Here is a 25,301-nt window from a genome sequence, read left to right on the forward strand (position 1 = left end):
TCTGCTAATCGGATAATATACTGTTAAATACCGAACACATGGGAGGATGAACATGAAGCGCGGGGCTAAAACCACTCTCTCGCATGCCATCTCGACTGAAAGGCATACACTGGAACGATCCGAAGAGCTGGATTCCTGGGACAAGGCATTTAAGGAAGTCCGCCGGCTTTGGAACAAAGGGCGCCGCCAGCTCTACCTGGTCGCACGCCGGGATATCAAGGAACGGCACTTCGTGGCGTTCCCGCTGCCGGATCCGGAACATGTCGATCTGCTTGAGTATCAATGCCGGGACATGATCGTTGCGTCCAAGTTCGTGGTCCTGGACACTGAGACAAAAGAACAGACCAGTTCGGCGGATCAGACGGCCATCCGGGCCATTGCGTTGGTCTACATGAGCACCGACGAATCGTTCAATGACCACGATCTGCCGCATGTCGAATTCTGAGAACATCCCGCATGACACCCTTGCTCAGCCAGATCCCCGACGGGCAGATATTCGTACTCCTCGAACCGGCAGGAAATGTCCGCGCCCACATCGCGATCATCCGCAAGGACAAAAGTTTCTTCCTGCTGAAACACGACAATAGCCCCTATGGGGAACCGCTGAAAATCCCGGGCGACCCGATAAGCGTGCCCGTCAACTACATTACGGATTGGAAAGCTTAGGGTTGACTATTCTGATAATCACAGGTCTCAAGCATCGCTTGAGGCTTTTCTTTTTATCCGGATTTATTCCGGTTTCAGAAGCGGCGCGAATTTTTGCCGCAGTTTGGCGATCTTCGGATTTATGACAAACTGGCAATAGGCTTTGTTCTTATTCTGCTCATAATAGCGCTGGTGATAGCTTTCCGCCGGCCAAAATTTTTCCAAAGCCGAAACTTCGGTCACGATCGGATCGTCGAAAGTCTCGTCATCTTCAAGTTTTTTGATGAATTGTTCGGCTTCGGTTTTTTGCTCGGCAGTCATATAAAAAACCGCGGAGCGGTACTGCTCGCCCACATCATCGCCCTGGCGGTTCAGTGTGGTCGGATCATGCGTGCCGAAGAACACATTCAAAAGATCCGCAAACTTTACGACCTTCGGATCAAACTCGATCTTGATGGCTTCCGCATGCCCGGTGTTGCCCGCGCTGACCTGCTCATAAGTCGGATTATCAGTGTGTCCGCCGGCATAGCCGGATTCCACGGATTCCACGCCTTTCAGGCGCGTGAAAATAGCTTCCGTGCACCAAAAGCACCCGCCGCCGAATACCGCAGTTTCCAATTTTTTGTCTGGCATTAACTTATTTATTTAATTCCCAGATGTTGTAATTCAAATAAGTAGTAAAGCAAACCCACGCAAAATACGGCAGGAGCAGAAGCGAGGCCGGCATCGAAACCGGATATGCAAGCAAAATCAGCGCCAGCACGGACAGACCCAGGGCGGTGGATTCCACTGTTGCCAGCCCGGTCAGATGCAGGGTGAAAAATAAAAAATTCCAGAAAACATTCATGACCCCGTTCAGTACAAAAAGTCCGATAGTATAAATGAATATCGGATCGCTGTGCGCGATGTCGCTGGAATTCCAGATGATCATCACAGAAATAGCGGTCAGAACATATATCCCGGTCCAGACCCGGCCTATCGTGATGCCATCAGGCGCTATATCCGGCAGCTGAAGCCTCTTATACCAGCTTTTCAAGCCTATCTCAACAAACTCACTGCCGGAAAGCGCCACCAGCGCGGTTATTAAAGGGATTATAATGTAATTTAATTTCATTTTTGCCGGTTAATTTGGTTTAATTATACCCCACGGCAGACAGGGAGTCAAAAATAGTATTGGCTAATGCTTTTCATTTTTGTTTGAATCAGTGCTATCCAATGGACAGACTAGACATTCCTTTAACAAAGAAAAACATTAATAAAGCAATAAGAAATAAAACAGCACTCGTTGCTTTAGCCCAATCGTTCTTGTGTTTAACACTAACCCAAAACATAAAAATTGAACCTATAATCGGTATAAATAAAATGGTAAAGAAGAATCCATTGTAGTCTGTAACATAAAATCCTTTAAAATAATTTTCCAGTACTGGAGAGCCCCAAAATACGATATTTGGTAAAAGAACTAAAAGCAAAAAAATCCAAGTAATCTTATTGTTTAACATTTAGAAACCGAAGTTAGAAAATATATAACCAAAAAATAACACTAATATACTAATTAAAAAAACTATACTAGACAAAGCACTTATTAATCTATGTCGGTTCCTAATACTTACAAAAAAACTAATAATAGAGCCAACTAAAGATACAATGGCTAAGATAAACGTTATTGTATTTAGATAATCTAAATTCCATGATTGATTTTTTAAAACAAAACTATTGATGCAAATTAACACTAAGGGCAGGACCGCAATAAACCAAAAGAACACGGATAACTTTTTATTACTCATAACTTTAGTCAACTATTAATTATTTAATTAAATTAGTTATTGCCAAAAGCATATCATTTTTATTCGCAGGCACGGTTTGTTTTAGATCATATCCATAAGATCTAAATTCTTCCATGGTTTTAAATCCATAACGTTTCTCATTGTTTACAAGCCAAACGGTCTGACCATCAAAGATCAAGCTTCCATTGGGATGAATCTCGTCAGGATCTGTGATCAACCCGCCCAGTTCATATGCGTTTAAATCCGCTGTCAGGACCTGGTTAAATCCGAATCCCAACCCTTTGAACGCTTTTTCCGAGGCAAATCCATACTTTTTGCCTTTGCTCCCAATCATATAGATCGTTCGATTATCCATTAAATCCAATGCCAAAGTGCCGTCTCTAAGCTTGCTAACTGGTTTCTCTAATATCTTAGCATTATCTTGCGGTTTTTTGCTATCGCTTGTCGCAGGAGCCGCGGCTATAATACTTCCACCACCGCTTCCCCCGCCACTGCTCCCAGAAATTGGAATATAGGGCGCGGTATTAATTGCCTGTGTTAAGACTTGAACGGGATCAACCGAATTGATCGTTGAAAAAATATTTGAATTGTCAACCATAATATTATTATCATCAGAATTTTGAGAAACATTAAAACTTATACTACTGCCGAGAACGATGCGGACGTTGTCAAACAAAGTATTGTTTGTAACCTGATCATTGTTGATATCAGAAACAATCAAGTCAAAACTGCCATTGGCTGTCCCGGTTCCTTGAATTGTATAAGTCTGGCCTTCGTCTGTGGGCAGAAAAATATAAGCCTCGTCATCAATCACTTCGTATTGAACACCAGGAATATTATTTTCAATCGTACCGTCACTAAGCGGTCCGCTATGATTGTTTAAAGAATCATAAATCTGCACAGATACCGGACTGCGCCAATTAAGTTCCTTTCCATTCAAGGGACAGAAGTTCGGATTGGTACTAGTATTGGAACTAAGGGTTTCGTGGCCATCTAGAATTCCCGCGATGAGTTGTTTTACTCCATCCATACTTGGCAATTTTACATGCTCCGCATCTTTAACATAATATTCGGTACCTGAAGAATAGTCTGCACTGACAAATGGCACGGTACCATCGCCATTAGAATATTGTATATTTACTATTTTTCTTTTTGAGTCATCAATCGTGAAAAGATCCCTAGTAGATGCCCGTTTGCAACCAACGATATTGAATACCTTGATATCACCATAGTCCAAGTCTTCTAATTTTTTTGCAAAAAAACTTTGCGCCTGGTTAATTAGGGAAATATTCTTACCTAATTCGAACAAGTAAATATTTGTATCGGTATAATCCAATACTTTATTTAACGAAGTGACTTTTATATAACCCTGGTAGCGATTAAAATATTTCTTATTAGGGAGCAATTCATACATTGATGGTGAATTCAAGGCGATAGATTTGACCTCGAGTGGATTAATAAAATATGACATTGGTGTACCCAAATCACCAGAGAGTAAGGCGTTTGCTGCTTTAGGCGCTCCTAAGTGAGGAGTGCCTACAAAAATTAACTTATCAATAGTAGAAGTCCCGAATTGATTAATGTAATCTTCAGTGATTAATCCACCCATACTATGAGCAATTATATCTATTTTATCAGCTCCGGTTTGTTTTTTAATATCCAATATTTTTTGGTTCAACTCATCACGATCAATATCTAAATCAAGCCGCCAATCGTAAGGAAAGACAAATAGATTTTGGTCTAAAGTATAGCCATTATTTTCTAGATTTTGAATTAATCCTTCAAAAATTATAGTATGAGTAAAAGCAAAATCATAGCGTTCAATTATATTACCGCTATTTATACTATTAATAGAATTTCCTTCGTCGTCTAAACTTAAATGATTAGTTAAGAAATTGTGAGGTGAAAAAAAATCGGCTATCAATTCGGTTGGGTTCATCCAAATTAAACTATCCCCATCATAAAGTTCGCTACCCATGATTCCGGGTATTATCAAAACTGGTCTAAGACCCGTTGGTTCAGGAGCTGTTCCTGTTGGGTTTTGGACATCATCCACATCCACTACATATGAATAGCTTGAAACTGTTGCGACCGGAAAATTGTCCAGTACCTCAGCCCAGATGTATTTGACTGATCCACTCGCAAGGACTGGTGTGGCCGGCTCATCATTGAACACATAATTAGCCAGGTCAGTATCATATGAAAAAACATTTTGGCCGGGGATGACCTCGGGCTGGAAGGCAAATCCCGCGATTAGTGTACAAGTTGCGTCCATAAAATTGATTTTGATATTTGTGGATGCCGTGCTTGGAAATAGCAAATTTATGCTCAAAGTTATCACTGTCCCATTTTTTGAGGCAAAATGGTTGTTATCCGATCCGTAACTAAAAGCTCTTGTCCCATCTTCTTGGGACATATCCGCAACCAAATGAGCCGAAGCCTGCGCCGAATCACAGTCTGTAGTCGGCAAAGACAGGTCAGCCCGGGTTTTTCCGGGTACAAAAAAGACGCTCAAAACAAGCGCCGCGACTAGTATTATTCTGAATATCCGTTCTTTACATAAGCCGGAAAGCATATTTAGAACTAATTGGTCTTTTTTACTCTATCAATTGCTTACGCTTAAGTCAAGAGGGTTCCTCCAACTATTCTCTAATTCGCGCGAATTAGAGTTCGTTAATCAGGGATTTGACGAATGTTCGCTGGTTTGGATTTAGCCGGTAAAATACTGTGAGACTTCTTTGTTCTTTATCAACCAGATCCGCATGCGCCAATAGATTCAAATGTTTGGATGTTGCCTTAAGTGAAAGTTTGATCTGGTCCGCAATCTGGCCGACTGAGGCTTCGCGCTGATGCTTTAAACACTTGAGAATTGCCAACCGCCGCCGGTTAGCTAAGGCCTTCACAATTCTTTCTATTTCTTTCATATATGGATTATATTACTATTCTCCTATTCGCGCGAATTAGAGACGGTATGGCCGGTTGCAATCTGGACGATTATAAGTATTATTATATCAAATGACGAGGAGGAATTAGATGGCCTTGCCGCACATCATTCCGATAGATCCGATACTGATGCGCCATGCGTTTGACGACCCTGACTGGATCTTCGAGCCGAAGTTCGACGGATACCGGGGAGTCCTGTACATTGACGGCAATGAAAGTTATTTCCGTTCAAAGCGCAACAAGCCGCTTAGAGCATTCAACGACCTGGCTCACAAGATCCGCAAGGAGCTTAAGGTCAAAGCAGCCATCATGGACGGCGAGATCACTGTACTGGACGCCAAAACCGGGTATTCGGACTTCAAAGCTTTGCATTCTCGCAAAGGCACACCGGTCTATATGGCGTTCGACCTGCTTTGGTTGGGCCAGCGGGACCTGACTGCTTTGCCGCTGATCGAACGCAAAAAAAAGCTGCGGTCGCTGACCCGCGCCGAGGGCTGGATCAGGTTCGTGCAGCACATAACCGGCCAAGGACAGATGTTCATGGACCAGATCGTGGCCGCGGGACTGGAAGGCATGGTGGCCAAAGAAAAAAAAGGCGTCTATGCGCGCCCCACCAATTGGATGAAGGTCCTGAATCCGAACATCAAGGAGCAAAGACACGACAGAGCCAAGATGTTCAACCGTTACAGAGGTAAAGAAAATGCCTGAGCGCTCTTCCGCTCAGGCTTATTTTTTTATAATATATTTTGCACTCGGCCGACCTGCCCGTCTTCCAGCCGGACTTTTATGCCGCGATGGTGAAAATCAGAACTGGTCAGAATTTCAGCCACACGGCCGCGGGTCAGAGTGCCGGTGCCCTGATGCTCTTTCAGAATCACCTCTACTTCCATGCCGGGTTTTATATCATCGCGATTGTTTCCGTTCATAGTTGGCTTTCCTGATGATTTCCAATTTTTCGCTTTGGGATAATTGTTTGATGCGATATTCTTTGGCCTGCGCAGAAGATCTGTTGCGGAATTTTTGGGAAAAAATAAGTTTTACCGGCCTTCTGCCCCGCGTGTATTTGGCGCCCAAAACCGAGGAATTATGCTCGCGCACTCTTCTGGCCAGATCGACGCAGATGCCGGTATAGAGCGTCTTATCCGCGCATCTGAGAATGTAAACATAATACATAAGATGATCAGAAAAACACCAAAGCTCTATTTTTTATACTGATTTATTTTATTTTCCAGGACTTTTTTCGCCTCAGGATTGGTCATCGTCGGCAAAAGACTTTCCGCTTCACGGATATACAGATCCCTGTTATTCCCAACTATTCCTGGAGCAGTCTCCACTTCGCCCGGGTTATCGATCAGCTTTGACAGCCTCATCGCCATTTCCACATCGCTTGCCCTCTCTTCCGGATTCCCTTGTTCTTTCTCATTTTCCATATTGATAATTTCTTAATGATAATTTATTTTCTTACAACCATTCCAGCATATGGTTGATAGTTAATAACTGCATGCATTATAACCAAAAATGGGAACAAAAAAAAGAGCCCAAGGAACTTTCGTTCACTTAAGCTCTGTTAGATAATGCTCGGCAATTCTGCTGAGAATGCGCTTTCTGATGTGGCATCAAATGCCGTCACTGCAAAGTAATACGTCACGTTTGCCGTAAACCCGATCAGAGGAAGCTGCGTGCCTGTAACTGTCGCGCCTTTGGCTAATGTATCGGGGGTTGTGCCCCAGTACACATTGTATCCGAGCACTATGGCATCCGAGCCATCGGTCTTCTTTGTCACCGGATCCCACGCCAGTGTCGGTGGAGTGACCTGGACCGTGACATCCGCCGGCGTCGTCCCGGCTAGATTCGTGCAGGTCACGCTGAACGTGGTCGTGACCCTCGGCGCAATGCTCGCGGTCGTAATGGCGCTGACAAGCGCCGGCCCGCTCCAGTTGGCATTGGCCGGACTGGCCGATAGCGTGCATGTGGTGGAGTTATTCCCCGGGTTTTCCATCACTGTCGTTGATTCACCCAAACGTATCGCCGTCGGATTGGCTGTGATGGTCGGAGTCGGTGGGATCGGGGGCACCACTGTGATCTGAAATGATGTGGTCTGTACCACCCACTGCACTGTCGCAGCAACCACAATGGTATACGTGCCTGCGGGTGTTGTGATCCCGGTTGTCAGGGTTAAGACCGAAGCGCATGTCGGGCTGCAGACGGGGTTGGCAAACGCTGATGTCATGCCGACCGGCAACCCTGACTGGACGGAAAACGTCACGGGCTGTGTCGTCCCAAACTGCAAATTCGCCGAGATCGTACTGGTCGCGGCCGGACTGCCGTTTGTGCTGATGCCGTTGTTGGTGAGCGTGAATGACGGGGGCAGAGCTGGCGGCACAGAAAGAGTGGAGCCAAGCATGGGGCCTTGCTGCGTGCCGTCAGGCAGCTGGATCTTAGCGGATGCGTGATTGAGGTTCGTGCCTGCTTCCGCCACCGTGTCCATGTACACGAGTTCAAAGTACACGGTCTGGCCGGCGGTGAAATTTATCTGCTGCGGAGTGATCCCGTTGCAGATCGTGACCGGGTTGCTTGACTGCTCGCAGTACCGCAGCCACTGGTTCACGCTCGGCGCCACCGCATTTGTCATCTGCGCGATCGGGCTTTTACCCGCGAAATTCTGGTCAGCTGTCGAATAGTAGAGCTTGCCTTTCCCGTTCGACGCCATCCAGAATTTATATTGACCAGTCTCTGGCGCTGTGTACTGGCAGCGCATGCGCGCCACCAACGGCACGTAAATGCCGCTGACATTCAGCAGGGCCGCGAAGTTGACAGTATTCTGGACAAGGTTGGGATTGGGATTCCCCAAAAGCCACGGATTGTCCGCGAGTTGCTGAGGATCGGTTATGGCACCTGAGGCCACATTGTTCCAGGCTTCCCAGATGCACCCTACAGACCCCGGAACCGGCGGCGTTTGTGCGCTCGCCACACGTGCGACCAATACAAAAACGCACCAGAGCAGCATTCTCTTCATTTATGCGGTCCTCCGTTTTTTCCTGTTGCTATATGTAACGCTGTCAAAGTTGCGGCGTTACACTTAAAGTACGTACAAAAAAATCATTAACCCAATAAAGAAATATGCTCAATTTAAGCAGGTTTTTATACGATACTCAAGGAAAAAACCGCATATTAAAAATAATCTCGCCGATCGCGGTGATCATCATTTCGGCAGTGCTTGTGCCTCCGATGAGCGCGCATGCCGATACTTTCACATCGCGCTGCACGGCCGCAGGAGTGGTACTCTGCAGCGGATTTGATTCCGCAGATGACATAGACAGCTTTGTTTCAGGAAATGAGGTCGGGACAACTCTCGGCGTGTTTGACCCCACGAACCAGGCATCCGGAACAGGCTCCATGAAATTTACGATCCCGAGCCGCACCGGCGCCAATTCATCCGGCGATTATGAACGCCTGATCAATGAATCAAGCGCCGGCTACAAAACCGGCTCCGTGTTCTTCGTCCAGTTCCGCCAGCGCTTCTCGCCGGAAATGCTTTCATCTGCCATGGGCGGCAACGGCTGGAAGCAGGTGGAGATCACCACACCCTTCAGCACTTACGGCGACGCGCCCGGCATCGGGCTTTTTAACCAATCATTCGGCAACATGCCAGTGCTTTACGTCAACGGCGCAACCTTCACGCAAACTCCCTCTGACGGCACTGCCGTTTCTTATGTCGCCAACCAGTGGATGACCTTTGCTTTTGAGATCCATGTCGGCGATTGGGGCGCGTTCAACACGACTGTGAAGGTTTGGGCAGCTCCGGAAAACCAGCCCTTAAAACAGATCTACAATGTGACCAATGCCGCTCCAGGGCAAAACCCCAGCGACCCTGATTCCGGGTACAACAAAATAATGTTCGGCCCGAACAACACAGGCAAACTTGCAACAACTGTCCACACGCCGGCCACGACCTGGTATGACGAACTGGTAGTTTCAAACAACCAAATTGCGGATCCGTTCACACCGGCTGACACCACAGCTCCGGTGCTTGCGGAAGTAACTCCGGTCCCAACTCCGACTAGCGACAATACTCCTGACTACACTTTCTCTTCCACAGAAGCCGGGACCATTACTTATGGCGGTGATTGTACGTCTGCGACCACGGCTGCGGTGGTAGGCAACAATACTGTAACATTCAACACACTTGCAGACGGAGTTCATATGAATTGCACCATCATGGTCACTGATGCTGCTTCAAACCAAAGCCTGCCTTTGAGCGTAAATACTTTTACAGTGGACACAACTGTTCCGGATACAACTCCTCCCGTCATCTCGGCCGTCACTTCCACAGCGATAACCCAAACCGGCGTGACGATCAGCTGGATGACGGATGAAAATTCAACTTCACAAGTGGATTATGGCCCAACCACGAGCTACGGCTCATCCACGGCATTGGACACATCTTTGGTCACAAGCCACAGCCAGAACATCACAGGATTGACTGCCGGGACCATTTACCACTTCCATGTAAAATCAGCCGATGCGGCAAACAATCTTGCCACTTCTGATGATTTTAATTTCACAACTCTTGCCGCAACTGACACCACAGCTCCGGTGCTTGCGGAAGTAACAGCAGTACCAAGCCCAACCAATGACAATACTCCTGACTACACCTTCTCATCCACAGAAGCGGGTACTATCACCTACGGTGGTGATTGTTCTTCCGCTACGACATCTGCGGTTGCGGGTAACAACACCGTAACCTTCAACACACTTCCTGACGGAGTTCACTCAAACTGCACTATCGTGGTCACTGACGCATCAGGAAATGCAAGTACTGCGCTCAATGTCAGCGCCTTTACTGTGAACACGGCCACTCCCGCACCTTCTCCGCTGACAGTGACCATCAATCAGTCCGCAAAGCAGGCTGACCCAACCAAAAAATCTCCGGTCAGCTTCACAATTATTTTCTCGGAAAAAGTAAAAGGATTCAAAGCCTCGGATGTTAATTTCTCCGGCACTGCCACAGTGGGCAAGCCTTATCTGTCAGGCTACAGTGCAACTTTCAAGATCTACGTGCCTGTCAAAACCAGCGGAACTGTCATCGCTACGATTCCCGCGGGAATTGCCACTGACAAGGCCGGCAACAGCAATGCCGCTTCCACTAGCACGGACAATACGATAACTTTTGACAACACTCCTCCGGTTATCTCAGCTGTGGCTTCATCTGCCATAACTCTGGACAGCGCCACCATCACCTGGACCACTGATGAGAATTCGGATTCTCAGGTTGACTATGGCACGACCAACTATTATGGCTTCTCTACAAAATTGGATAAAACCTTGGTGATGAGCCACAGCCAGAACCTGACCGGACTTTTGGCACTCTTAGATAAAAATGACCGATATCACATGAGACCACAGCCAATTGCCGGAAAAACCATACACTTCCGGGTCAGGAGTAAAGATGCGCTAGGAAACCTGGCCAAATCAGCTGACTTCACATTCACCACGGTGCAGCCGGCCAATGGAGCCGCTCCGACTGTGACCATCAACCAGGCTGCGGGACAGGCTGACCCGACAAATCAATCGCCCATCAGTTTCACTATCGTATTCTCAGAACCTGTGATCGGATTCTCAGCCAAAGATGTGAAGATCTCCGGTGTTGAAGAATACGGGTATGCGTCCCTGTCCGGCACAGGCCCCACTTATACATTAAGTGTTCCTGTCAAAGACAACGGCACTGTCACTGCCTCGATCCCAGCCAATGTGGCCATTGACTCGGACGGCAACGGCAACGTGGCCTCCACCAGTACGGACAATTCCGTAACATTCAAACGCAACAAAATATACGCGGACGGCACTGTCATCTGCGGCTCAGGCCCCACTCTTTACATGGTTTCAAATCATGGACATGACAAACTTAGCATCCCGTCCATGGCTGTATTCAACAGGCTGAAACTTTCGCTGAAGAATGTGGTCAGAGTGGATGACAGAGACCTGTCTGATTACCACGACGGCGGGCAAGCACATTGAATTTGCGAGGAGTCCCGATTATTCGGGACGACGAAGCAATCGGCTCTCGGCAGGATAAAGGGAGCTCCGCGGTTTAGACTGCCACGCTCCGACTAAAACGTCGGAGCTCGCAGATGCGCTAAATCGTAGATCCAAAACAACCCCCTAAATTCGGGGGTTGTTTTTTTTGGCTAAAAATATTGGGGTATGTTTCCATCAATTTTTTGAGTGAGTCGGTATCTCCAGAGATGCGCAAAACCTCGGCAAATAAACGCTGGTCTCTCAGATTGCTTTCGGAGCGCATGATCCCGTACAGTACTATCCTCGGATCAGGGCTGTCTTTGGAACTGCGCAGTTCAATTCCTGATTTTGCGGCCATTGCTTCTACCTGCAGCACCACGGGCTTATCCGGCGTGGTCGGCTGTTTGAATTTTTCCAGGACGTTTTGATAAGCTTTTTCATCTATCTGCCCGCCTGATTCCTTATAGCGCTCAAAGCTCTTCTCGGGGCTGTCCTCGGTTTCTTTTTCGTTTCCTTGTGATTCCCTAGCCATATTTTTAACGGTTAATGCCTATCTGTATTATACACCCAAAACAAGTTTTCTTTCATTCGCTCATTCGCGCGAATGATTCCAAAAGGGCCGGTAGAGCAGCCGCTATTTTTTTCCAGCGAGGCTTAGAAAAAGTGGCGAAAGAATAAATTCAACGCCTCAGGATCACCTGAGGCGTTGAAGGTTTTAAGCAATCCTCAAAAGTTCTTTCTAAATTTACTGTGCGACAATGTTGGCGCAGGCAACATTCGCGGTCACACCCGCAGCCGATTTATCCACGCTTACCGACATCGGATTGGCCGTAAGGTCGGCCATGTTTGCGTTGACCGTAGTATCGGATTTTCCGTTTACCGTGGAATTGAGCGTATATTTTACCGCGCCGGGGTTGGCGCAGGTACCTGAGTTAATATGCGCAGGCAAAGAGAGATTCAGCGGCCCGCCGACCGTATTCAGTACGACATCGGTTCCATTCGGCGTTTGCGTAAACGTTACGTTGCCGGCTACTCCGGAACTATTCTGCGTCTGAAGCGGTATTGTTAAGTTTTGCGGCGCATTTGCTCCGGCCGATCCGTTGGCGCCGTTGGATCCGTTTGCCCCAGTGGCTCCGGTCGCCCCATTAGACCCGTTGGTTCCCGTACTCTGAGATTGGTTATTCTGCTCCGTGGTGGTTGTCTTCGGTCTTAGGAAAAAATACCAACAGGCGAGCAATAAGAGGATAACTAAGATGGCGATAACCCACCATTTGCTTGTATTGTTCATAGAATATATTTAATGATGTGAAGATCTCGACCTTTATTTAAGTGCTTGGTCATTATACCAAAATACGCCAAGGATTAAAACTTACAATTTTTGACAAAAATATCAGAAGCGCTGCCTGCTCCAGGATCAGCAAACTTATGCCGAGCGGAAAATAGAATTTCCTGGTCTTGTGATGAAAAAATATCATGCCCAAAAGTACGCCCAACGAAGCGAAGAATATGGCGATAAAAAAATAATAAACTTCCGGTATGCGTTCCGTATTGTCTACGCTGCTTTTTTTGTCTATCCCGACCAAAATAAACGCGAGCAGGTTTACCGCAGCTAATCCTCCGTAAAAAATTAATAGCCCGTTGGTCATAAAAATTTGAATAAATCCCCGCAATCCTGAACTCGTTTCAGGATCTCTTTGTCCTGGGTATTGCCAACTATTCTCCTATTCGCGCGAATGAGTCCTACTCACCCTGAGCTTCTAGATATCAAACTCCTCAGGATCAAAACCCAATTCTTTAGCCGCTTCTAAAAAATCTTTTTTCTGAGGTTTTTTGATCCCTTTTTGCTTCGCATAAGTCTGGTTCAGATGAACGAGAATCCTGTCTATCTCTTCCTGGCTAAAGCCTCCTTCCATAAGCGAATTTATCCATCCGTGCATGTCTTCATCAGGAACAGAAGCGCCCACAATTTCACCTCGGTTTTCAAATCGATTTTTCATGAATCCTCATTTATTAATAAATAAATGTGCATATTTCTCTCCAAAGTGTCGATACGCACACCATTTACAGTCTGGGTTTTCTGGAGGAACCGGACCTTCCAGCAATTTATTTACATCTTTCATGAATTTCAGAAAGTTTTCTCTTTCCAAATCTACTTCAACCCATTTGGGTGGAAAGGTTATTATTGCCTGATTTTTTTCAAATCTAACCTGATCTGGATACATGATAACTAACCCTAATTTAGTTATTTGTTTAGATTTTCCTTTTTCTGGAAATTCAAATGCGTAATGATAAGCCTGAAGTTGCTTCTGGTATTTAGCGCCCTTTTCTTCATCAGGAGTCGTAATTTTAAAATCGATAACTAGGTAAGTTCCATCCTTCTGCCTTACAAGAAGATCATATTTCCCTTTAATATACGCGTTGGTTTTCGGGATCAATTTTGATTCTACATATCCTTCCTGACTTTCCACTATACCTTCAGGCAAAAGCGGTGAGAGTTCCCGAAGGTTATTTCCGACCAACTTTCCCTGAAGAAGTGCGTTCAAAGTTGAAAAAACACCGGGAAATGGCATCGAGGGTCGCTGCATCCCGTGTTTTATTTTAAGATAATAACAACACTTACATTCTTCGTATAAGTATGCAAAATCTGAAGGGCTTAGTTTGTACTTCTTATTTTCCATAAACCTATAAATTATCTTTTAATTACGTAATTAAATATGTTATTTATAAATCCAGTTCGTCAATATCAATACCCGGATCTTCCAAACGGGTTAAAGCTACCTCTGGATCGACGAGTTCATTCGCCGTTCTTTCCCTAAGTCCGTCTTACGCAATAGAAACATATTTTAATAATTCTTTTTTATTATTTTTTTTATCTTTTGGTTTGTATCCTACAAAATTACAAATATCAATAATCTTTACGATAAATTTATCAAATTCTTTTTTACTCATTGTTATATTATTGCCAACCAGATTGCTAGTCTGCCATTCAGCAGACACGTTAAGTGGGGCTTGGGGTCTATGACCTTGAATATTAAAAATATCGTGATCTTTTTGTGTTATCCAGCCAGCACCAACTTCTGATACAGCGCCCCAAGATCTAGCCATATGATCACTAGTAACATAAATAACAAACATTTTTTTATCAGAATAACTATCGACAAAAAAACTACGAAGATATTCAAAAATACCTATACGGTTAGGGATACGGGAGTCCGCATTGTCCGAATTTGAATAAATAATATCCTCATCCGGAAGTCCATTAAAAGATAACATCTTATATATAACATCAGACAAGGGTTTGTCTTCTAGAGTCTGACTAATCAAAATTCTTTTTTTCTGCGAATCAACTCTTCTCTTGATACCAACAATTGGAAGAAATTTATTCATCTCATCCCGGATTATTCTCTGTATGGCTGGAATACTGCCACCAAATCTGCTAGCGATCTTGCTGGTTGCCCCACCTGACGCTGCCGTTTTGTACTCATCTACTTTTTTTCTTAATTCTTCTTCGTCTTTCTTCTCTCTTTCTTGCTTTTGCTGTTCTTTCTTCTTTTTATTAAATTGTACCCAAACATTACGCATGTTAATTATACGAGGCAGTAATTCATCTCTCACATATTTTATTACTTCTATATATCGAAGATCATCTGTCTTATATCCTTGCCGGTTACTTAATGACATGTCTGGTAGCTCCGTGGCTTCGAAAAGGTCAATATGTAATTGTCCAACTATAAACACTTCTTGAAGTTTATTAGCACCAACAACAGGTAGAATATTATATTCACCTAGTTTACCATTGGAGAGTATTGAAATAAAATTATCAGGAAAATCGTTCGAGTCTTTCTTTCTGTCTTTTGTAGTTCTGTAAGCCCCTACCCAACCTTTTATAATTACTTCATATTTTTTATCTTCGCCTTTTCTGTTGACTAAGTTCAACGGGATAGCCACGGCACTGTCTTTTTTAAGAAGACCACCTTCTATCTCATTATTTTTGCTAAATCCGGAATCAAAGTACTTAGCAAGTCCCTGATACTCTTTGCCAAAAGTAATCAAAGCACCAAGGCCTCTAATTATCTCTTTATCAAAATTATCAATAATAATTGTATCTTTATCAGTGATAATATGAATTCTAAAATCTTTACTAACTAATGGAAAAATTTTAAGTAAATTGTTGCGTATTGCGGTTACGGTGGCATTTAGTCCATATTGCGGATTTGTCATAACTATTGACGTGCCATTTTTCCGAATATATTTAAATTTAATATCTTTATTAGCGATTGCTTCCAATCTATGATCTTCGCCTACGTTTCGAGAAAGAATAAAACCAGATTTTTCATTATCTTTTACAGTCATCACTGAAACTTTTTCTGAAACTGAAAGAGCAGCTAACTTGCCAACACCTTTGCGACCCATTCTTTTACGAGTCCCGTCTTCAGTATAGACGTCTTTTTTTGTTGTGCGAGTCTCAATAGCTACATCAAGGTATTTTTTTTATATCACCATCTTCATAAGACATCCCAATACCATCATCTTCAACAATTATACGATCCTCTTTTTTTATAATGTATACATTTGAAGCCATCGCATCATATGCGTTTGCAATTAATTCAGCTAAGACATAATAAATATTAGTATAAAGACTCGGTCCCAACAATTCCAAAACTCTAGGACTTATATTGAGTTTATATTCACGGTTATTATTATTCATACAAGCATTCTAATATGCTCTTTAATACTCTTTCCGATAACCGATCCAAGTCTAACTGGCACAGCATTTCCTATAAACTTAGCAATATTCTTACTTACGATGGATGTTTTCTTATCCACAAACATATAATCCATAGGAAAAGTTTGAAAGAGGGCGGCCTCTCGCAGACTTATTGCTCTATCTTGGTCCGGATGGCCAAACCGGCCATTTCCAAGACCAATACATTGCGTTGTCATTGTGGGAGCAGGTTGGTCCCATTTCATCCTACCATATACGGTACTACGATAAGTTTTTCCAGATTCACTCTTATGACACTTAAGTTGCAAATCCTCACTCCAACTTTTTGAATTACCTCCGTTGACAGGGGTTGCTTTAATTCTTCGTAAATTAATATCATTTAATTTCCTTGCTCTATGCAATGGATCTTTATTGCTAATATCCCCATCTTTTAAAGGCTCCAGGTCCGCAATCACATCACGGACAGTGACACGGTTATTTATATGGGTTCTTTTTATTAAAGAAATATTCCCAAATTTAGAAGCTAAAAGCACAAGTCTTTTTCTCCTCTGCGGGACTCCAAATTCAGAAACATCCACAACCTCGTACTTGTAATTATAATTATTTTGCTTAAGTGTTTTTACAAACTTAGCAAAAACTGGATACTTTTTCATGTTAGCAAGGCTGCTAACATTTTCCATTGAGACTATATCAGGCTGAGTTTCAGCAATAAGCCTAGCAAATTTATCTAAAGGCTCAAGCTGTTTTTTAGTTATTTTGTTCAAGTTTAATTTTGAGAATGGCTGACATGGAGCGCATCCTGCAAGTACTCGTATGGTTTGATTTTTTGGCCCGAACAATTTATCAATCTGCTGAGGAGTTACATTAATAATGTCTTGATCAATAAACTTTGTTTTATTGTTGTATTCATAGCCGAACTTACAGCTACTATCATTGTCTATGCCTGCAACAACATCAATGCCTTCTTTAATTAGTCCGTGCGTTAAACCACCAATACCACAGAATAAATCAATAACTTTTATTCTTTTTCTTTTATTTCTTTTCATAGTTTTATTATTTGCTTTCAACTATGGCTATTTCGCCTTCACTCAATCCATACAACTTATATACTTCCTGATCAATTTTACTACAACAATCAAGCTGCAGTTTTATTTCCCAGATTTAGTTCTATTGTCATCTTTGCACAACATCCGACAATTTTCTGAAATTGTTCTTCCTCCTTCGTGCCAAGGTTTTATATGATCAGCTTCCATCTCGGAAATATCGAAATGTTTTTTGCAAACAGGGCAAATACCTTTTTGTTTCTCATAAGCTTCGCGCTTCATCTTTTCTGTAAACGCCCGAATTGAAAGGTATTTTTCTTGCCTCGTCAAAACATACGGATAAATACCAGACTTCTTGGTAACATCTTCGTCTTGCATTAACTCTTTAATTTCCGTTTCCAATTTAACAGAACTTAGTTTTTTATCTTTGAATTCATTATGCAGCTCGCCCCATTCCACATGAGCCATTTCGCGCCGATAATTTGGAAATGTCTTTTGCGCCCAGGAAATTACGTCCTGAAAATATTCCCACAACTTGTCAGCGCTTTTGTCTTTCTGATGTTTGCCCATGTAATCTTCAATTTTATCATCACTGATCCAGCGGAGTGCCGTTTCCAGATACTCTTGGCGGTTCAATGCTCCACTCACATAGTCATGAGCCAGTAAATACGCCGGCGCGTTGCTCTTACTGAAATAACGCTTGGCATCGGTTACCCAAGGCCCTGAATAAATAGCGTTCAACAATTCTTGAGGTGTAAGTTTCTCGCCAGCGGTATTGATGACCTTAAACCACGCCAGCTTTTCATCATCCGTACCTTCGCAAAAATATACCATGAGCGGATAGTCGCGGATATTCTTTTTCTCTTCTTCCGTCAAGTTATCGAAATACATCTGGTACCCGCGGTTCATAACGTTAAAATCCCCGGCCAAAAAGTTACAGATGCTTACAGTGCGCTGCTGGCCATCAAGGATTTCGAAACTACCACCACTGTTTTTCACCCAGTACATCGCGTTTAGAGGAAACCCGCCCATCACCGAATTAATAACCGCGATCTGCTGTTCGGGTCTATAAATAAACTCGCGCTGGTATTTCGGGCGGATATTCAGACTGCCGCCATACCCAACGACACCCTCCTCTTCAATGTTTTTATACCCGTCAACTATTTTATGTATCGGAATTTGATGTAGTTCAATTTTCATATTGGTTAAGTTATTTTATGTTTCATAAACCTATTAAATATTAAAATACCTACAGATAAACCGTTTTAATCTAAAAAAATTAAGACCTGTTAAAAGCCAAATAAATGGTACAACTTTAGAATTTTTTTCTTTTTCTAATTCTTTCCTGAGACTAAGATATGCTGTACGAGCTTGCCCATCATGCTCTCCGCCTATTAATTTATGGACTACAACAAGTAAATCTTCAGCTCTCTTTTTTATCTCTGGTTTTATATTGTCCCAAACCTCAGCGTTAGAAAGAAAATTATGGTGTAATGCTACTCCTTGATTGAAATTACTTAGTGCCTGCTTAGCAGAAACTAGGGTTTTAATAAGCTCTGGATTAGTAAATAAACTACCGGCAGTAGCGATTGAATTGTCTATGGCCAAGCTTTCTATTTTAAAAACAATTTTTCTCAAAAGTTCTTTATCCTCCCTTATCTCTTGAGATCTGCTTTCCGGCCAATTCGTGCTAAGCCAATATTGAACTCCCTCGTCTAGTTCGGCTTGGATAGCATTTAATACACTACTTCTAGTATGCCAAATTCCTAGCCGATAAATAATCCAAGCAACTATAGCTGTGATAACAACTGATGACCCACTTGGATGCTCGCTAATTGTTGTAAATATTGAATTTATGTCCATTGTTTTTCCTTCAACATTGGATTAAATTTATTTCCAAAAAAATTATTTTTTCAAACGGATTAAAATACGAGGAAATGTATTTTTCAGTCCTGCTGAAGTTTTTAAGACCGGACCAGCATTTAAGTCACTATAATTTTTTGCATCGATAATTGTATAAACCTTGCTCTTTAAAGCAGGGTCACCAGCTCCTCTTTTAGCCATACCAATAATTTCGAACTGTTCAGGATTGTACTTATCAAGGAACGTAATCGGAACACCCATGACACTATTGTAATCTTGTGGAATATCTAATTTTTTCGAAACTTCAATAGCATCGTAGTTCTCGTATTTAGGATATTCTTCGGGATTGTATGTTTTGTAAAAAGTCATTTTCTCATGACGCTTTGTGGTATCAAGGTTTGTAAACCATAAAATACGACCAAAGCTAAAATACTTTATACCATTCACAACTTTCTTTCTGGATTCTGTATCTATGTCGTATTCTTTGGGGACTTGAAACCATTTTGTCCCGCCATTGTCATAGCCAAGCCACAATTTATTTTCTTTGATGAGTTTAAAAATTTCTTTATAGGTTATGGCATTCTGGTCCCCTAGAATCAAAAACTTTTTTTTGTGTTCAACAAGCTGTGCCACGTAGTCACGAAAAAGAGAAAACGGCGGATTGGTGACCACTATATCTGCTTGGTTGAGAAGTTCTATACATTCCTCACTGCGAAAGTCTCCGCCGTCTTTGAGGGAGGTTGAAACATTTGCATCGTGCCGGAGCAACCATTCGACATCAGAGAGGCCAATAGCGCCATCAGAATTGGAATCTGGAACTTCATTAATTTCAATTTTAAACGGCTCTTTGCCTTTCGGTTTTAGGCCTTTGACTTCAAGGAGTGGTAACTGTCCTCCCGCAATTGGCGACTTTGTATAACTGGTGGTGATTAACTTTTTGAGACCGAGAGCATTAAAATTAGCAGCGAAATATTTAAAAAAATTACTCTCGAACGGATCATCGCAATTGCAATAAATAATCTTATCCCGAAACTGTTCTTTGTAATGTTTTAGTTCTTTTTCAATATCAACAAGCTGAGTATAAAACTCGTCTTTCTTAGCTGCGCTTGCTTTGTGTAAGTTGCTATTTAATGATTTATTTGACATTCTATTTCTTCCAATCCCTGACTATCAAATGTTTCCCTTTTTGTATCACTTTAACTTTCTGTCTTTCCCGCCAGCCGAGCTTTTCCACCAATTCGATCGGCAAGGTTAAGCCCAAAGACTTCCTGCCCATTCGGGTCAATTTTCTGATATTTTGGTCGCCGTGCTTTCTAACACCCATGTGATTAGCTCTTCGTCTGGATCCCGGATCAAGTCCGGGATGACAGCCAGTATGTAATTAATTACGTAATTAAATCTTACCTCTATTCTGCCACTTTTTGCCCGAAAAAGCAAAAAGCGGCCTTTCGGCCGCTTTTTGTACTAGTCTTTTAAGCAGGATTGTAATTTAGCACTCGCCAAGTATTATGTTCTTTGATAGCTTGAATGACTTTTTGATTTTTTCCTTTTACTTTTCCGGCAGAATATCCACTCCAAGTATTAAATGCATCATCGCCCTTTATGGTAAATATGACCAAAGACCCGTTTGGAATTTTGTTCCAAACTCTCGGATTCTTAGATGCATATTTATCAAACTCAAAAGAAAGCTTGATATTTTTCTGTACAAAAAGTGTATTCATAGTAGTTTTAAATTAATATTTTTTATTTCTATTTCGATATTAGATAATTTTCTTTGATTTTTAGAAAATCTCTTTCAATTAATAATTTAGCCTGTATAAAGGCCTTATTATTATCATCTATGCCTAATGGTACCCAATATTCTCTGTCATGTAAATGATACTTATGCACATGGCCTAAACCATGACAATTATCAATCCTCATTATAGTTTTCCATTTTGAATCAATTCTGGCGTAGTATTGAACCACAAATTTAACAATCTTGCCTCTATTCCGGCTAAATTTAATCCTTAATTTATCATCTTCAGTCAAAAATCTAGTATTATCCACTTCCCTGATCATTTTAGTATTTTAGATTGTTTAACAAAAATAGCGGCCTTAAGCCGCGCAAGCTATCAACATAATGCTTATTAATTATATTCCTTTTTCCCAAAAAGTCAAATTTTATGGTGACTTAATGGTTCGTGTTTATCTCTTATTAGTTCATTGGTTTTCAAATCTCTAACAACTTCATGATATTCATCTTTTTCTCTGTCAATAATTCTTACTTTATCAACTCCAAATTCTTTATCCTTGGTTATAATATTTTGAAACCAACCCTGAATAATCTCTTTTAATGGTCTTTTAAATCCGTTTCTCTTGTGTTTAAGTTCGAGGCTCATTCTTATGTTTGTAGTTTCTTTGATATGAACCTTAATCATAGCGGCGACTGAGCCGCAATTTGAACAAGGTTTTTCCTCAAAATTTAACTTTCGTCTACAATTTTGACAAAATTTTTCTTGAGTAACTTCAGTCATATATTTATATTATTATTTCACAAATCGCTAGATAAATCAAACAAAAAACCAGCCTTTCGGCTGGTCTTTTCTTTTTACATTTCCGGCAGAGCAGAGAACTTCTTTTTGAAGTCATCCATCCACTTGGTTGTTTCCTCAGGTGTCATTTTCTTGACCTGTTCCGCAAGTTCCGGATGGGCCTGGTTTATATGAACCATGCCGTTGCTGACCATTTCTTCGGGGGTGTTGCCGCTGATCATCACGGTGCAATCGGCAGGGCCACCCATTTGGGAGCACAAGATCTGCTTCATATTATAGGCTTCCTTTTTTCTTAGTTCTAATTTTGAATTCCGCCGTCATCATAACTGCCAAGCTCGCTGTCGGAAAGCTTGACGATCTTGCCCAGGGACAAACCTAACCGGTTAAACACGGCCATGGAAGGAATGCCCATTTTAGCGTCGCCTGCAACCAAGTAAACCGTAGCTGCGCTTCCTTTGATCAAAGTCCCGTCCGGGTAGCCCATGATCCGTCCGACGCTGACAGCCGCGAACTGGTCAGACGAAATAGTCTGGACATCCGAGAACTTTAACCCGCGGGCAGTGAAGATAGTCGCAGTGCTGAACGGTCTTAGCATCCCGTTGACTACCAGATAAACAGTACCGCTGCCGGCCACTTTCACCACTGAACCGTTTGCGTAGTTGAACATCACACTTGGCGGCGTAGGAGCCGGGGTCGGTGTCGGAGTCTGATAAACAGGGGTCGGATACATGATATTCGGGGTCGGGTACGGGGTTGGGTATTGTACAGGCGCACCGGGACTTGGCGAAACAACTGTGTTTGAATCCAGCGTCACTGCGGTCTGGGCAAGTGCCCGGCCATTGAGAGTTGCGCCGGTGTTGAGCACAATTGCTGATTGATCCAATATATTTCCGTTGAAAACAGATGTCGTGCCAAGCGTGGTTTGGCCGCCGACAGCCCAAAAAATATTACCGGCCTGGGCCCCGCCGCTTAAAATAACATGTGTTCCGGAACTCGTGGTGAGAGTTTGCGCTATCTGGAAGATCCAGACATCCGAAGCAGATCCTGCGAGTGTGACATCCGACGGTATGGTCACGCCTGTGCCCCATTTATACAATCCCGGAGCAAGCGTCATGCCGCCAATGTTTCCGGCGCCCAATTCCGTGGCAGTGGGCAGTGTCCGGCCCACGGCATCAACATATGCGGTTTGCATGTCCATTATCGCAGTGGTCATGTTCGCCGGTGTGGGGTCTGCGTAGCCTGGCGCGTATGCTTTTCCGCTTACCAATGCTGAGGTGGAAAATGCGCCTCCGGCAGGAAGAGTTAAGGCAAAGCCTGTCAGGGAGCTCGCCGCAGCCGGGCTTACTCCAATGTCCCCGACAATACTCGTGGTTCCAGTGGTAGAGATCCCTGTTTTTGCCAGGATGGCAAAATTACCCGCAGTTCCGAGGTTGACCATTGCCGGCCCTGCGGCCAAAGCAGTTGCCGAGAAAGCCAACGCCAGACCCGCGATAAGACCCACAAACATATTTCTTCTCAAGATATTCCTAAAATTTATTTTCATTTGTTTCTGATTAATTTTTTCTATTATAGATTTAATTATAAAACAGGTTGAACGTTTAGTCAAGGAAAGTTTTTATGCTACCTTTTGTGCAGACGAAAAGGTAGCACCAAAAGCTGCCGGCGGCTCTCGGCAGCACAGAGGTAGTGAATTTAGAGAAAAATTTGCCAGAATTCTTAGCTCGCTTCGGCGTGTTCGCAAGGCCTAATCGGCGTTGCGAACGCTAACCCAGCCTCGCTCGCGTCAAATTCTGACCAGATTTTTCAAATTGCCGGAAAAACCGAAACCTAACTCGGCTTAATAAAAAGAATAATTTTTTAGTTCTTTCCTTATGGCTCTGTAATCCGGAACTGTCTGCCGCACCAGGGCCCAGAAATTTTCCGAATGGTTCATTTCCTTCAAATGGCACAGTTCGTGCACGATTATGTAATCAGCCTGATTGAGCGGCAGTTGCGTGATCCTGTGATTGAAATTCAGGTTTTTCCGCACAGAACAGCTTCCCCAGAGACTTTTATGATCTTTTATGCTCACACGGCCATAATTAAACCGGTAATGTTGGTTATATAGTTCTATCCGGCTTTTCACAAAGGCCAGAGCATCGGAGCGGCTCATGGCGGGTGCCAGCGGGATAGATTTGCGATTTTTCTGAAAATTTATTTTCTTGGCTATCCAAGCGGATTTGGAGCGGATAAATTCCTCAGCTGAGGCGACGGAAACCCTCAGAGGTTTGGTCACGACCACCCGCCCGCCGGGATATATTGTGATGCGGATGTGCCTGGCTCTGGCGCTGGACCTGATCTGATATTCGATCTCTGTTTGCATTCTGTAATTTTAAGATAAAAAAAGAAAAATATCGAATCTGCGAGCTCCGACGTTTCAGTCGGAGCGTGGCAGTCTAAACCGCGGAGTTCCCTTTATCTTGCCGAGAGCCGATTGCTTCGTCGTCCCGAATAATCGGGACTCCTCGCAAATTCAGTTCTCACGATTGCTTGCCAAAGTTATGAAAATCTTATAATTTACAAGTATCATTAAAATCAAATCTTATGAACTCTGACATCACACTTGAAGCCGAAGGGTTGAAATTTCCGGCTTACTTAAGTTCCCCTGAAGGCACGAACTTGCCTGCTATTCTGCTTATCCACGAAGTTTGGGGATTAAGTCCGCAGATAAAAAGCGTTGCCGACAGGCTGTCAGCGCAAGGATTCGTTGTCCTGGCGCCTGACCTTATCACTCACACCGGCATCACAGAAAAGATAAACCCTGAGCTGCTCAAGCAAGCCATGGATCCGGCCACGCGCGATGAAGCGCAGAAGAAGATCCGCGCCGCCTGGGCGCCGCTTAATATGCCGGAATTTGGCAAAGAAACAGTGGGCAGAACCCGGCATTGCTTTGATCATCTGGCGAATCTTCCGAATGTGGACCCGGGCCGGATATCCGTGATCGGCTTTTGTTTTGGCGGCACTTATACTTTCAGCCTGGCGGTGAATGAACCCAAACTGCACTCAGCCGTGGCCTTCTACGGTCATGCGCCTGAAAGCGAAGAAGAATTGGCCAAGATCAAATGCTCCGTCCTGGCATTCTACGGGGAAAAAGATGAGAACCTTATCAAGGACCTGCCCAAACTTGTGGAGCGAATGGATAAGCTGGAAAAAGATTTTGAATCTGTGGTCTATCCCAATTGCGGGCATGCGTTCTTCAACGACTCAAACCCGAACACATACAACAAACAAGCAGCCGAAGATGCTTGGATAAAACTTTTGGATTTTTTGGGAAAATAAAAACCTATGTCATCCTGAACTTGATTCAGGATCCAGTTATAATGTTTTGTCTCTGGATTCCAGCTTTCGCTGGAATGACAAGTGCAGGAGGACAATATGTCGGCCGACACGCATTTTCCGCCGGTCTGCCCAAAGTGCGGAGCTGGCGCTCTCTGTTTCCACGAGGACATTGGCAGAGAGGACTTCACGGACGAATACACTCTTATCTGCATCCAATGCGATCATAGGGAAAGCCAAAGCTTCTCCGGCGAATCCCAATTCGGCGACAGCCGCGAAAACCTCTGTCCGTACTGCGGACGCGGCCGGCGCGGGCACGAATCACCTGACCATCTTCTGCCGCCCAGCCTGCCGCCGCCAGGCTCGGGCACAATACAATAGCCGCGACTAAATGCCGCGGCTTTTTTTATTGGGGAAAAATAAAACCCGG

General features: G+C 43.6%; 33 protein-coding genes. 6 read left to right on the top strand and 27 right to left on the bottom strand.

Going from position 1 to position 25,301, the window contains the following annotated elements; genetic code table 11:
* The first annotated feature begins 52 nt into the window (after positions 1 to 52).
* Positions 53 to 445: a hypothetical protein gene (locus WDN47_01500; GenBank protein MEJ0021236.1), complete on the top strand. Its 393-nt coding sequence runs from the start codon at positions 53 to 55 to the stop codon at positions 443 to 445.
* Positions 446 to 456: 11 nt separating this feature from the next.
* Complete coding sequence (locus WDN47_01505) at positions 457 to 666, top strand: hypothetical protein (protein ID MEJ0021237.1); 210 nt, start codon at positions 457 to 459, stop codon at positions 664 to 666.
* A 63-nt stretch (positions 667 to 729) separates the two neighbouring features.
* On the opposite strand, the gene msrA is transcribed toward WDN47_01505, so the two are convergent.
* The 5 genes from msrA to WDN47_01530 form a co-directional block, all read right to left on the bottom strand.
* Positions 730 to 1,278, bottom strand: a complete 549-nt coding sequence (gene msrA, locus WDN47_01510) for a peptide-methionine (S)-S-oxide reductase MsrA (GenBank protein ID MEJ0021238.1) — start codon at positions 1,276 to 1,278, stop codon at positions 730 to 732.
* A 4-nt stretch (positions 1,279 to 1,282) separates the two neighbouring features.
* Positions 1,283 to 1,759 (bottom strand): TspO/MBR family protein, encoded by a 477-nt coding sequence (locus WDN47_01515; protein MEJ0021239.1) that lies wholly within the window; start codon positions 1,757 to 1,759, stop codon positions 1,283 to 1,285.
* Between the two features lie 94 nt (positions 1,760 to 1,853).
* Entirely contained in the window at positions 1,854 to 2,144 is a 291-nt protein-coding gene (locus WDN47_01520; GenBank protein MEJ0021240.1) for a hypothetical protein, read from the bottom strand.
* 304 nt (positions 2,145 to 2,448) lie between these two features.
* Positions 2,449 to 5,004, bottom strand: coding sequence for a hypothetical protein (locus WDN47_01525; GenBank protein MEJ0021241.1), 2,556 nt, complete (start codon positions 5,002 to 5,004; stop codon positions 2,449 to 2,451).
* Positions 5,005 to 5,092: 88 nt separating this feature from the next.
* The gene (locus WDN47_01530; GenBank protein ID MEJ0021242.1) at positions 5,093 to 5,353 is read right to left on the bottom strand and encodes a metalloregulator ArsR/SmtB family transcription factor; all 261 of its coding nucleotides are present in this window, start codon (positions 5,351 to 5,353) and stop codon (positions 5,093 to 5,095) included.
* Positions 5,354 to 5,462: 109 nt separating this feature from the next.
* On the opposite strand from WDN47_01530, the gene WDN47_01535 reads away from it, so the two are divergent.
* Entirely contained in the window at positions 5,463 to 6,080 is a 618-nt protein-coding gene (locus WDN47_01535) for a hypothetical protein (protein MEJ0021243.1), read from the top strand.
* Positions 6,081 to 6,106: 26 nt separating this feature from the next.
* Here WDN47_01535 and WDN47_01540 read toward each other — a convergent pair whose 3' ends face one another.
* The 4 genes from WDN47_01540 to WDN47_01555 form a co-directional block, all read right to left on the bottom strand.
* Positions 6,107 to 6,298, bottom strand: coding sequence for a YwbE family protein (locus WDN47_01540; GenBank protein ID MEJ0021244.1), 192 nt, complete (start codon positions 6,296 to 6,298; stop codon positions 6,107 to 6,109).
* Positions 6,276 to 6,545, bottom strand: a complete 270-nt coding sequence (locus WDN47_01545) for a GIY-YIG nuclease family protein (GenBank protein MEJ0021245.1) — start codon at positions 6,543 to 6,545, stop codon at positions 6,276 to 6,278. The genes WDN47_01540 and WDN47_01545 overlap by 23 nt, the downstream gene beginning before the upstream one ends.
* Before the next feature lie 26 nt (positions 6,546 to 6,571).
* Positions 6,572 to 6,802, bottom strand: coding sequence for a hypothetical protein (locus WDN47_01550; protein MEJ0021246.1), 231 nt, complete (start codon positions 6,800 to 6,802; stop codon positions 6,572 to 6,574).
* A 137-nt stretch (positions 6,803 to 6,939) separates the two neighbouring features.
* On the bottom strand, positions 6,940 to 8,388 hold the full coding sequence (locus WDN47_01555) for a fibronectin type III domain-containing protein (protein ID MEJ0021247.1): 1,449 nt from the start codon (positions 8,386 to 8,388) through the stop codon (positions 6,940 to 6,942).
* A gap of 104 nt (positions 8,389 to 8,492) precedes the next feature.
* Here WDN47_01555 and WDN47_01560 point away from each other — a divergent pair, with 104 nt between their 5' ends.
* Positions 8,493 to 11,390, top strand: coding sequence for a fibronectin type III domain-containing protein (locus WDN47_01560; GenBank protein ID MEJ0021248.1), 2,898 nt, complete (start codon positions 8,493 to 8,495; stop codon positions 11,388 to 11,390).
* Positions 11,391 to 11,508: 118 nt separating this feature from the next.
* Here the strand turns inward: WDN47_01560 and WDN47_01565 are convergent, their stop codons facing one another.
* From WDN47_01565 to WDN47_01650, 18 genes are all read right to left on the bottom strand, one after another.
* The gene (locus WDN47_01565; GenBank protein MEJ0021249.1) at positions 11,509 to 11,922 is read right to left on the bottom strand and encodes a hypothetical protein; all 414 of its coding nucleotides are present in this window, start codon (positions 11,920 to 11,922) and stop codon (positions 11,509 to 11,511) included.
* 213 nt (positions 11,923 to 12,135) lie between these two features.
* Complete coding sequence (locus tag WDN47_01570) at positions 12,136 to 12,678, bottom strand: hypothetical protein (protein MEJ0021250.1); 543 nt, start codon at positions 12,676 to 12,678, stop codon at positions 12,136 to 12,138.
* 52 nt (positions 12,679 to 12,730) lie between these two features.
* A complete protein-coding gene (locus WDN47_01575; protein ID MEJ0021251.1) occupies positions 12,731 to 13,036 on the bottom strand; it encodes a DUF1294 domain-containing protein in 306 nt (101 codons plus the stop codon).
* A 111-nt stretch (positions 13,037 to 13,147) separates the two neighbouring features.
* Positions 13,148 to 13,387 carry a hypothetical protein gene (locus WDN47_01580; protein ID MEJ0021252.1) on the bottom strand — a complete coding sequence of 80 codons (240 nt, stop codon included), beginning with the start codon at positions 13,385 to 13,387 and terminating at the stop codon, positions 13,148 to 13,150.
* A 6-nt stretch (positions 13,388 to 13,393) separates the two neighbouring features.
* On the bottom strand, positions 13,394 to 14,068 hold the full coding sequence (locus WDN47_01585; protein MEJ0021253.1) for a PD-(D/E)XK nuclease family protein: 675 nt from the start codon (positions 14,066 to 14,068) through the stop codon (positions 13,394 to 13,396).
* Between the two features lie 145 nt (positions 14,069 to 14,213).
* Positions 14,214 to 15,803, bottom strand: coding sequence for an ATP-binding protein (locus WDN47_01590; protein ID MEJ0021254.1), 1,590 nt, complete (start codon positions 15,801 to 15,803; stop codon positions 14,214 to 14,216).
* A gap of 64 nt (positions 15,804 to 15,867) precedes the next feature.
* Positions 15,868 to 16,098, bottom strand: coding sequence for an ATP-binding protein (locus WDN47_01595; protein ID MEJ0021255.1), 231 nt, complete (start codon positions 16,096 to 16,098; stop codon positions 15,868 to 15,870).
* The gene (locus WDN47_01600) at positions 16,095 to 17,162 is read right to left on the bottom strand and encodes a DNA cytosine methyltransferase (protein ID MEJ0021256.1); all 1,068 of its coding nucleotides are present in this window, start codon (positions 17,160 to 17,162) and stop codon (positions 16,095 to 16,097) included. Before WDN47_01600 ends, WDN47_01595 begins: the two co-directional genes overlap by 4 nt.
* A gap of 102 nt (positions 17,163 to 17,264) precedes the next feature.
* Positions 17,265 to 18,359 carry a DUF262 domain-containing protein gene (locus WDN47_01605; GenBank protein ID MEJ0021257.1) on the bottom strand — a complete coding sequence of 365 codons (1,095 nt, stop codon included), beginning with the start codon at positions 18,357 to 18,359 and terminating at the stop codon, positions 17,265 to 17,267.
* Positions 18,360 to 18,392: 33 nt separating this feature from the next.
* Positions 18,393 to 19,022: a hypothetical protein gene (locus WDN47_01610; protein MEJ0021258.1), complete on the bottom strand. Its 630-nt coding sequence runs from the start codon at positions 19,020 to 19,022 to the stop codon at positions 18,393 to 18,395.
* 42 nt (positions 19,023 to 19,064) lie between these two features.
* Positions 19,065 to 20,168 carry an adenine-specific methyltransferase EcoRI family protein gene (locus WDN47_01615; GenBank protein MEJ0021259.1) on the bottom strand — a complete coding sequence of 368 codons (1,104 nt, stop codon included), beginning with the start codon at positions 20,166 to 20,168 and terminating at the stop codon, positions 19,065 to 19,067.
* A gap of 1 nt (position 20,169) precedes the next feature.
* Entirely contained in the window at positions 20,170 to 20,346 is a 177-nt protein-coding gene (locus WDN47_01620; GenBank protein MEJ0021260.1) for a hypothetical protein, read from the bottom strand.
* 148 nt (positions 20,347 to 20,494) lie between these two features.
* A complete protein-coding gene (locus WDN47_01625; GenBank protein ID MEJ0021261.1) occupies positions 20,495 to 20,743 on the bottom strand; it encodes a DUF5647 family protein in 249 nt (82 codons plus the stop codon).
* A 28-nt stretch (positions 20,744 to 20,771) separates the two neighbouring features.
* Positions 20,772 to 21,083: a hypothetical protein gene (locus tag WDN47_01630; GenBank protein MEJ0021262.1), complete on the bottom strand. Its 312-nt coding sequence runs from the start codon at positions 21,081 to 21,083 to the stop codon at positions 20,772 to 20,774.
* 95 nt (positions 21,084 to 21,178) lie between these two features.
* A complete protein-coding gene (locus WDN47_01635; protein MEJ0021263.1) occupies positions 21,179 to 21,538 on the bottom strand; it encodes a hypothetical protein in 360 nt (119 codons plus the stop codon).
* 74 nt (positions 21,539 to 21,612) lie between these two features.
* Positions 21,613 to 21,828, bottom strand: coding sequence for a hypothetical protein (locus WDN47_01640; GenBank protein MEJ0021264.1), 216 nt, complete (start codon positions 21,826 to 21,828; stop codon positions 21,613 to 21,615).
* Between the two features lie 26 nt (positions 21,829 to 21,854).
* On the bottom strand, positions 21,855 to 23,099 hold the full coding sequence (locus WDN47_01645; GenBank protein MEJ0021265.1) for an ice-binding family protein: 1,245 nt from the start codon (positions 23,097 to 23,099) through the stop codon (positions 21,855 to 21,857).
* 294 nt (positions 23,100 to 23,393) lie between these two features.
* A complete protein-coding gene (locus tag WDN47_01650; protein ID MEJ0021266.1) occupies positions 23,394 to 23,918 on the bottom strand; it encodes a YgjP-like metallopeptidase domain-containing protein in 525 nt (174 codons plus the stop codon).
* 221 nt (positions 23,919 to 24,139) lie between these two features.
* Between WDN47_01650 and WDN47_01655 the strand changes: the two genes are divergently transcribed.
* The gene (locus WDN47_01655) at positions 24,140 to 24,874 is read left to right on the top strand and encodes a dienelactone hydrolase family protein (GenBank protein MEJ0021267.1); all 735 of its coding nucleotides are present in this window, start codon (positions 24,140 to 24,142) and stop codon (positions 24,872 to 24,874) included.
* A 96-nt stretch (positions 24,875 to 24,970) separates the two neighbouring features.
* Entirely contained in the window at positions 24,971 to 25,252 is a 282-nt protein-coding gene (locus WDN47_01660; GenBank protein MEJ0021268.1) for a hypothetical protein, read from the top strand.
* Positions 25,253 to 25,301: the final 49 nt, after the last annotated feature.

This window comes from Candidatus Doudnabacteria bacterium (assembly GCA_037200925.1).
Classification (GTDB): Bacteria; Patescibacteriota; Doudnabacteria; order UBA920; family O2-02-FULL-48-8; genus JBDTSL01.

Coding starts and splice junctions, on each gene's coding strand:
- WDN47_01500 (MEJ0021236.1), top strand. CDS start 53: ATGAAGCGCGGGGCTAAAACCACTCTCTCGCATGCCATCTCGACTGAA.
- WDN47_01505 (MEJ0021237.1), top strand. CDS start 457: ATGACACCCTTGCTCAGCCAGATCCCCGACGGGCAGATATTCGTACTC.
- msrA (MEJ0021238.1), bottom strand. CDS start 1,278: ATGCCAGACAAAAAATTGGAAACTGCGGTATTCGGCGGCGGGTGCTTT.
- WDN47_01515 (MEJ0021239.1), bottom strand. CDS start 1,759: ATGAAATTAAATTACATTATAATCCCTTTAATAACCGCGCTGGTGGCG.
- WDN47_01520 (MEJ0021240.1), bottom strand. CDS start 2,144: ATGTTAAACAATAAGATTACTTGGATTTTTTTGCTTTTAGTTCTTTTA.
- WDN47_01525 (MEJ0021241.1), bottom strand. CDS start 5,004: ATGCTTTCCGGCTTATGTAAAGAACGGATATTCAGAATAATACTAGTC.
- WDN47_01530 (MEJ0021242.1), bottom strand. CDS start 5,353: ATGAAAGAAATAGAAAGAATTGTGAAGGCCTTAGCTAACCGGCGGCGG.
- WDN47_01535 (MEJ0021243.1), top strand. CDS start 5,463: ATGGCCTTGCCGCACATCATTCCGATAGATCCGATACTGATGCGCCAT.
- WDN47_01540 (MEJ0021244.1), bottom strand. CDS start 6,298: ATGAACGGAAACAATCGCGATGATATAAAACCCGGCATGGAAGTAGAG.
- WDN47_01545 (MEJ0021245.1), bottom strand. CDS start 6,545: ATGTATTATGTTTACATTCTCAGATGCGCGGATAAGACGCTCTATACC.
- WDN47_01550 (MEJ0021246.1), bottom strand. CDS start 6,802: ATGGAAAATGAGAAAGAACAAGGGAATCCGGAAGAGAGGGCAAGCGAT.
- WDN47_01555 (MEJ0021247.1), bottom strand. CDS start 8,388: ATGAAGAGAATGCTGCTCTGGTGCGTTTTTGTATTGGTCGCACGTGTG.
- WDN47_01560 (MEJ0021248.1), top strand. CDS start 8,493: ATGCTCAATTTAAGCAGGTTTTTATACGATACTCAAGGAAAAAACCGC.
- WDN47_01565 (MEJ0021249.1), bottom strand. CDS start 11,922: ATGGCTAGGGAATCACAAGGAAACGAAAAAGAAACCGAGGACAGCCCC.
- WDN47_01570 (MEJ0021250.1), bottom strand. CDS start 12,678: ATGAACAATACAAGCAAATGGTGGGTTATCGCCATCTTAGTTATCCTC.
- WDN47_01575 (MEJ0021251.1), bottom strand. CDS start 13,036: ATGACCAACGGGCTATTAATTTTTTACGGAGGATTAGCTGCGGTAAAC.
- WDN47_01580 (MEJ0021252.1), bottom strand. CDS start 13,387: ATGAAAAATCGATTTGAAAACCGAGGTGAAATTGTGGGCGCTTCTGTT.
- WDN47_01585 (MEJ0021253.1), bottom strand. CDS start 14,068: ATGGAAAATAAGAAGTACAAACTAAGCCCTTCAGATTTTGCATACTTA.
- WDN47_01590 (MEJ0021254.1), bottom strand. CDS start 15,803: ATGGGTCGCAAAGGTGTTGGCAAGTTAGCTGCTCTTTCAGTTTCAGAA.
- WDN47_01595 (MEJ0021255.1), bottom strand. CDS start 16,098: ATGAATAATAATAACCGTGAATATAAACTCAATATAAGTCCTAGAGTT.
- WDN47_01600 (MEJ0021256.1), bottom strand. CDS start 17,162: ATGAAAAGAAATAAAAGAAAAAGAATAAAAGTTATTGATTTATTCTGT.
- WDN47_01605 (MEJ0021257.1), bottom strand. CDS start 18,359: ATGAAAATTGAACTACATCAAATTCCGATACATAAAATAGTTGACGGG.
- WDN47_01610 (MEJ0021258.1), bottom strand. CDS start 19,022: ATGGACATAAATTCAATATTTACAACAATTAGCGAGCATCCAAGTGGG.
- WDN47_01615 (MEJ0021259.1), bottom strand. CDS start 20,168: ATGTCAAATAAATCATTAAATAGCAACTTACACAAAGCAAGCGCAGCT.
- WDN47_01620 (MEJ0021260.1), bottom strand. CDS start 20,346: ATGGGTGTTAGAAAGCACGGCGACCAAAATATCAGAAAATTGACCCGA.
- WDN47_01625 (MEJ0021261.1), bottom strand. CDS start 20,743: ATGAATACACTTTTTGTACAGAAAAATATCAAGCTTTCTTTTGAGTTT.
- WDN47_01630 (MEJ0021262.1), bottom strand. CDS start 21,083: ATGATCAGGGAAGTGGATAATACTAGATTTTTGACTGAAGATGATAAA.
- WDN47_01635 (MEJ0021263.1), bottom strand. CDS start 21,538: ATGACTGAAGTTACTCAAGAAAAATTTTGTCAAAATTGTAGACGAAAG.
- WDN47_01640 (MEJ0021264.1), bottom strand. CDS start 21,828: ATGAAGCAGATCTTGTGCTCCCAAATGGGTGGCCCTGCCGATTGCACC.
- WDN47_01645 (MEJ0021265.1), bottom strand. CDS start 23,099: ATGAAAATAAATTTTAGGAATATCTTGAGAAGAAATATGTTTGTGGGT.
- WDN47_01650 (MEJ0021266.1), bottom strand. CDS start 23,918: ATGCAAACAGAGATCGAATATCAGATCAGGTCCAGCGCCAGAGCCAGG.
- WDN47_01655 (MEJ0021267.1), top strand. CDS start 24,140: ATGAACTCTGACATCACACTTGAAGCCGAAGGGTTGAAATTTCCGGCT.
- WDN47_01660 (MEJ0021268.1), top strand. CDS start 24,971: ATGTCGGCCGACACGCATTTTCCGCCGGTCTGCCCAAAGTGCGGAGCT.